We start from the raw sequence: 6443 nt of genomic DNA, 5'->3' as shown, positions 1-6443 counted from the left end.
GGCGTTTCACCGGGAGGATTCGGCGTTTCACCGGGAGGATTCGGCGTTTCACCGGGAGGATTCGGCGTTTCACCGGGAGGATTCGGCGTTTCACCGGGGGGATTCGGCGTTTCACCGGGGGGAGATACTCCACCGCCCTTCGACGAAACCGATATCGAAGTTAGTGCGACAGCAACCAGCTGTGCTGCACCGGCTCTGACGGTATATGGCGATCGCCTTTATATTGCTTGGACGGGTACAGATGAAAGTCACTCTCTCAATGTGAGTTTTACTAGCGATGAAGTGAAATTTGAGGGAAAATTTACCCTCCCTGAAACCAGTTTTACTGCACCAGCACTATACGGAAAGTTAACTGGCATCAACTAACCTTGTTGCCACTTCCACTCAATAGGGGTTGCGATCATTGCCCAAAGGGAAAATGGCAACCCCTTTAACCAAATTACGATCGCCCGATTTAGAGCCAGCCAAGTCTATCCCAACAGTAAACTCTACCTATTCCGGCTGGCCAAGTATCAGTCACTCAAGTTTGTTTTACTTTATAGCTTATGTCCTCTCAGAGAAAATACCGAATTCTGGCATTAGACGGCGGTGGTATTCGGGGCGTGATCGCTGCCCGAATCATTCAAGAAATTGAAAAAGAAATACACCAACCGTTCAACCAATATTTTGACATGATTGTAGGGACTTCTACTGGCTCGATTTTAGCTGCCGGACTAGCCATTGGACTCTCGCCTGCAACAATTATCCAAATTTATCGCCAGGAGGGGAGAAGAATTTTTAACTCTTCCTGGTTTAAAAAAAATATTTCCCACTGGCTCAAGCAACCGAAGTATTCCAACGAAGGCTTGATTTCTGTTTTGAAGGAATACTTGCGGCATGACCAGTTCGGGGAAATTGAATTCGGGCAAATCCCTCAAATTTCTAGGGCAAAGTTATTGATATTAGCTTATGACCTTTTTTATAGAAATACGACTTTTTTTATCAGCCACCTTCCCGAATCTCAAAAACGGTGGTTTAATGATGTAAAACTTTGGGAAATCTGTGTCTGTTCCGCATCTGCTCCCACCTTTTTTCCACCGTATGAATTAAAATGGCAAGATGAAGAGCGTGGAGAAGAGTGGAAGTTTCCGCACGTTGATGGCGGAGTCGCAGCCAATAATCCTTCTCTGGCAGCGCTCAGTCATGTGGTAGGTGCGGAAAAGCAGGAACTTAAAGATGTTGCTATCCTGTCTGTGGGAACCGGCAAAACGACCGAACCTTTGCAATACGAAGAAGTAAAAAACTGGGGAACTGTTAAATGGGGAGAACAGATTGCCAATGTATTTATGGGAAGTCAGTTTCAGATTTCTTCAGATATCTGTCGGCAAATACTAATCTCTGCTAATCCCAATGGCTACTTACGCCTTCAGTTTCCTTTGAATGAAACAGTGAAACGAAATACGGAGTTTTCTGCAAGTAAGTATTTGGCAAAAAAACAACAAGTTAACGTTTATAACGGGCAGAAAATTAGCGAACAAATGGACGACGCCAGCGAGCGCAATATCGACCAGTTGCTTGAAGCTACTGAATCCTTTCTCCGCAGTGAAAATTATATGCAAGTTGACGGAAAACATTTGAGCGTCAAAGAGGCTATTTCTAAATTTATCCAAGATAACGCCTAAAATAATCCGCGAAAGAAGGTAAACCCGCTCGAAATTCGGTGCATTGCACTACCTTACTTTGTAAAAAGCAATTAAACTTAATTCACAACTTGCTGTCGTATAGCGTCTTATATTTAGAAAACGCTAAAGATGTTAAAGGCTTAAATCTAAAAAATCAGCGCCTCTTTTCAGTACATCTAATTGCTTTTCATTATTTTCGCCGTTCTTGATTTAACTCAAAGGAAAATAGTTCCATGCCTATTGATACAACTCCATCAACAGTAGCGACAAGTGCTTTACAAGCTATTCCATTTTCTTCATTAATTGGTGGGCCGCTAGGTGCAGCAATCGAAGCTCAATCTCAAGCGGCAATGACCTCGTGGGAATTTATCGATAAAGTGGGACTTACCGGCCCAGCAGACGATAAAAGAGCCGTTACCGTAGATTTTAACTATATTAGCAATGGCAAAGAGGTTAAGCTGATCGTCCCGATCCTAGCGATCGTCCCGATTCCGTACATTGCTGTTGACGAAATGTCAATTAATTTCAAGGCTAATATTTCTGCATCCGCCTCCAATGTACAAGAAGACTCTTCCAGCCAAAATATTGAAGCAGGCGGTGGGGGAGAATTTTCTGTGGGCTACGGGCCTTTTTCTGCCAAAGCTAATTTTCAGGCAAGTTATTCCAGCAAAAAAGACTCAAAGGCATCTCAAGAATCCAAATACTCTGTTGAGTACACGATGGATATCAGCGTCCATGCTAAACAGTCCGATATGCCAGCAGGTCTAGCAACTATTCTCAACATTTTACAGTCCAGCATTACCCCAACTATACCGGAAGCAAACCTACAAGTTTCTCCGGCAATAGTGAATATCGATCCCACCAAGGAGCAGGATTATACTATCACGGTCACCGTCTTTAATAAAAAAGGTGTACTTGTGAAAAACCAAGAAATAACTGTTGACCCAATCACACTACCCGCTGGTGGGCTCACCGTGACGGGAGGAGTACAATCGGGGACTGCTACTCTTATCAGAACTGACAAGAATGGAACCGCAACGTTGACCTTCAAAGTCACACCTCCAAGTCCTCCCACTCCCCCAAGCACTCCCAGTAAGATAGATTCGCAAACTATAAAACTGAGCTTTAAAGTAACCGATAAAATTGATGGCGAAACTCCTGAGGAAACCGTAAAGCTCGTTATTCCGGAGTTTACTCTATAGCGCTACAGCGCCGTCCCAAATTCATGTTTAGGTTACTCGGCAATTACTCGCCGAGTGCCAAACAGGAGGGAAGCTTTTTATACCCTTTTTCAAAAATAATGATAGTCTGGGATACTCCCAAATTCCCTTTAAAAGGGGGGCTAAAGAGAGCAAGCTCTATCAGGGTTATAGAAAAATGATATTCCCAACACTAGGGTCGAACGAGGAGCGAAATCCTGTTCATATATCAATCTGTACATCAAGGAATCACAGGCTTTGAGATTATAGTGCTTTCAATAGTAGCGAAGTACAGATATCTAAGCTGTCATTTTTTTCCTACGAATACCCGAAAAAATTGATTCGTTTGCAAGCTCACAATTGGCAATCAATGAGTTGCCCATCAAATTCATTTATAATTGACAAGGAAGTTGCCTAATGTTACTTAGTAGAGTTGTCGGTGCAATTCTCATCGATCTAGCTGCCGCACAAGATGCGGCTAACGAGTATTCCAGTCAGCTTAGCCGCAAATATAAAAAATATAGTCGAGAATCTAATGCTGACGAACACAATATTCTCAGTGACTTTCCGGTTCCCAATGGACTGCTTAAGGGGATTAAGCTCGATCTAAAGTTTGTCATCAACGATCTTGATACTCAAGCGGGTAGTGAAGATTTATTTACTACAGCTATTTTCACTGAATATGCAAGAGGAGTGGCTGAAAAAGCGGTTAAGCTGTTAAACGATTTTATTGATAGCAAGAAAACTTTGTTGGACGATCAAGCTAAGAAACAGTGGGGAAATGTTCAAAAAAATGCTCAATCCTCAACATTTCTCAACTACTTAGCGGGGAAAATATACAGTGAGCTTTTCCAAGAGCGACATATTTTAATGGAGCCAGAACGAACTTTAAACAAGGAAAAAACAAAATCGGTAATTATAGAAGCTTTGAAAAAATATCTTTTGGAGCATCCCGACTTAAAACCAATCGTCACTGAGGCTAAATCAAACGAGCAAATCAATGAAAGCTATCAACGCGAAGTGGATCGATTCGTCAATGACTTAGACTCAACTTTTGAAGATCTCCCCAACCGATTTCACAACCTGGATGTGATTGTCACTGGAGATCGACTGAAAGATTTTCCAGCAGATATAGTTTCATCGATATCGATCAATGCCGACTTAACTAACTACCAATGGCTATTTAAAGAATCTTCTGCAAAACTAGAAGCGCTTAAGTAGAGAACATTTCTCAACAGTTGGCCGTTCACTTTAGGAAACAAAACAACTGCAATAATGGCAACAAGCAATCCGATAAACGTTGGCGATCTGCTGGCGGCTCCTTTAATCGCTACTATCCAAGCCGACTTTGGAGCCGCCCAGAAATTTGTGGAATTTATTACCGAGTACGGGTTTGAGAAAGGCGAACCCCCTTCTGGCGACGATCCCGATGAAATCCCAGACGAAGCAAAAAGTAGTTTAGGACAACTGCGAATGCTCAAGTTTTGGTACAATCGCTACAATCCAAGAAAAAAACAATATGAGGAGATCTACATTAGTATTCCGGTTTTGTCCCTGATTCCGTTGCCGTTGTTACAGGTGAACGAAGCGGAGTTCGATTTTAATATCCGGATTTTTGCTGAACCCGTAGTGTCTCCTTCTCCACAAGCCCAGAGTGGCGCTCTGACCGGAGCCGAGCGCAAACAACTAGAAGAGGGAAAAGCAGCCAATTCTAATTATGAATTTAAAGCCATGTTAGCACCCACGAGTGGTCAAAAAAGCGATGATAAAAGTCCGACAATGGATGCTAACATGAGAATAAAAATCCAGATGCGGCAAGCCGATCTGCCGGGGGGCATTGCCAGCATGATGACGTTGTTTAAAGAAAGTACCTCTGTCACCCCCAAAGCAAAATTAAAGCCTTCTTCTGCTGAGTGAAACCGCTCATATCAATTTGATAGGGTGCAATAATGCAATAAGGCAACCCAAGTGCCCGTAAAAATAGAACCCTTCCCTTTGAGGAAGTGGATGCCGCAATTTACCCCCGATCGGGTACTGGTAGGAAAATCCGGAAACGGGTACTGTTCTTCGGTAGATGTATGCGTTCAACTTATTTATTTGGCTCGAATTGCGAAAAATCAATCCGCTTGTAATTCATCAACAATCGAGAAAATTAGAAGATGCTTGCTAACTCTCAATCCACCAACCGTTCTCCTGGTATGCCATGCCCTGAATGTGGTTTTTTCATTGAAATGTCTATAGAAAGTCTGCTGTATAAGCAAGGATTTACCTGTCCCGGTTGTCTTTTAGAACTGACAATGGAGCGGACAAGTTCTCAACCCGCTCTTGAATTATTGCAAAAAGTTCAAACCTCTATGGAAAAGGTGCAAAAAACTAAACGCTTTGACTTATAGCCTATACCGCCTGACTGAAGTCTGACGCTACACAAGTAAAGCCCGCCTACGCGGGCTATATTTTTTATGGCTACTTTTATGAATGCGCTCCATTCTTTTTTTTTTGTAAATTTAAGTATATTTTTTAACTCTTTTTTATAAGATTTACTACGGAGTGTATCACAAGAGCGGGGGCTACAGTTCGGGAAACGAGCGCTCTGCTAAATAACATATGAAGTAGGTAGACATCAATTAAATGAAAGCTAATACATCCTTTAGAACCGGCGAATGATGCTGATATTTAGAAATTTTGTCTCGAAGAATTGGGTCTTAATTGGTTACCGATAGAAGCTATTATGCTAATCAAAAAATGCGAAATTAGGAGCAGGCAATCGCTTCGGGTTCTCTGGCATAACCAATATAAAATTGAGGTACAGGGTGAGTTTATGCTGCAAACAGAACAGCCAGACATAAAGGAGCGAAATTAGTTTTTGTAGTATTTAAATTAAATTTCTACCGATAAATTGCTGTCGCAAACTTGAACACTAAAAAAATGAAATAGGCAATACTAGATTTCTATTAGCATCTGGATAAATGTAAGAGCGGCATACCAATAAGGCACACCGCTCATCATTCAGTTAGAGTTTAAGTAAAGAGTTGGGATGAGATTAGAAATCTCTCAAGTAGTCACCAATGAATCCTTTGGCTAGATCTGACCCTTTTTTCAGAAGATCGCCCCAAGCTGGAGCCGCACCCGCTCCAACTTCTACAATTTTTTTGCCGATGTTGGAAAAAGCAGTGGTTTCAATAAATCGGTGTTGGTAGGGCTTGTTTTTTTTGTTGTGATAAACTAAAAATCGTAATGTATTCTCGTTATTTTGCCCATACTGAAAAGCATCATCAACCTGAATTTTGGAACCTCCATTAACGAGGTTATCGCTGGATTCATCTTTTTGACCTTTTTCAAAAAATGAATTTGCGAGACTTGCTTGAATAAACAAACTCCCGTTTGCCTGCTTGCCTATCACAGAGTATGGAAGGACAAAATACTGTTCTTGGCGCGAAGTTAAATTTTGTTTCCATTTAATAGTTTCTTCTTTCTTGGATTCCGGATTGAATTTAATCCAATCGCCTTTCTCAACGATGTCGGTCATTTTTAGTCCTCGATAGTAGTACATTCACTGAGAGCATCTCTAAAGAGAATTTCTCTA

At 41.7% G+C, this 6443-nt stretch carries 7 protein-coding genes; 6 read left to right on the top strand and 1 reads right to left on the bottom strand.

Annotation, left to right across the window (positions count from 1 at the left end; translation table 11 throughout):
* The 6 genes from NG792_RS19290 to NG792_RS19265 all read left to right on the top strand — a co-directional run.
* A partial coding sequence (locus NG792_RS19290) for a hypothetical protein (protein WP_261236467.1) occupies positions 1–366 on the top strand: 366 nt, incomplete at its 5' end.
* A gap of 179 nt (positions 367–545) precedes the next feature.
* Positions 546–1661 carry a patatin-like phospholipase family protein gene (locus NG792_RS19285; protein WP_261236466.1) on the top strand — a complete coding sequence of 372 codons (1116 nt, stop codon included), beginning with the start codon at positions 546–548 and terminating at the stop codon, positions 1659–1661.
* Positions 1662–1894: 233 nt separating this feature from the next.
* A complete protein-coding gene (locus NG792_RS19280) occupies positions 1895–2863 on the top strand; it encodes a DUF2589 domain-containing protein (RefSeq protein WP_261236465.1) in 969 nt (322 codons plus the stop codon).
* A 414-nt stretch (positions 2864–3277) separates the two neighbouring features.
* Positions 3278–4081, top strand: coding sequence for a hypothetical protein (locus NG792_RS19275; protein ID WP_261236464.1), 804 nt, complete (start codon positions 3278–3280; stop codon positions 4079–4081).
* A gap of 54 nt (positions 4082–4135) precedes the next feature.
* Entirely contained in the window at positions 4136–4777 is a 642-nt protein-coding gene (locus NG792_RS19270; RefSeq protein WP_261236463.1) for a DUF2589 domain-containing protein, read from the top strand.
* 242 nt (positions 4778–5019) lie between these two features.
* Entirely contained in the window at positions 5020–5253 is a 234-nt protein-coding gene (locus NG792_RS19265; protein ID WP_261236462.1) for a phage terminase large subunit family protein, read from the top strand.
* 647 nt (positions 5254–5900) lie between these two features.
* Here NG792_RS19265 and NG792_RS19260 read toward each other — a convergent pair.
* Positions 5901–6386, bottom strand: coding sequence for a hypothetical protein (locus NG792_RS19260; RefSeq protein ID WP_261236461.1), 486 nt, complete (start codon positions 6384–6386; stop codon positions 5901–5903).
* Positions 6387–6443 lie beyond the last annotated feature (57 nt).

This window comes from Laspinema olomoucense D3b, assembly GCF_025370785.1.
Taxonomy (GTDB): Bacteria; Cyanobacteriota; Cyanobacteriia; order Cyanobacteriales; family Laspinemataceae; genus Laspinema; species Laspinema olomoucense.
The sequence above is the reverse complement of the archived record's forward strand: the minus strand, read 5'-3'. Positions and strand labels throughout refer to the sequence as shown.

Coding starts and splice junctions, on each gene's coding strand:
- NG792_RS19285 (WP_261236466.1), top strand. CDS start 546: ATGTCCTCTCAGAGAAAATACCGAATTCTGGCATTAGACGGCGGTGGT.
- NG792_RS19280 (WP_261236465.1), top strand. CDS start 1,895: ATGCCTATTGATACAACTCCATCAACAGTAGCGACAAGTGCTTTACAA.
- NG792_RS19275 (WP_261236464.1), top strand. CDS start 3,278: ATGTTACTTAGTAGAGTTGTCGGTGCAATTCTCATCGATCTAGCTGCC.
- NG792_RS19260 (WP_261236461.1), bottom strand. CDS start 6,386: ATGACCGACATCGTTGAGAAAGGCGATTGGATTAAATTCAATCCGGAA.
- NG792_RS19270 (WP_261236463.1), top strand. CDS start 4,136: ATGGCAACAAGCAATCCGATAAACGTTGGCGATCTGCTGGCGGCTCCT.
- NG792_RS19265 (WP_261236462.1), top strand. CDS start 5,020: ATGCTTGCTAACTCTCAATCCACCAACCGTTCTCCTGGTATGCCATGC.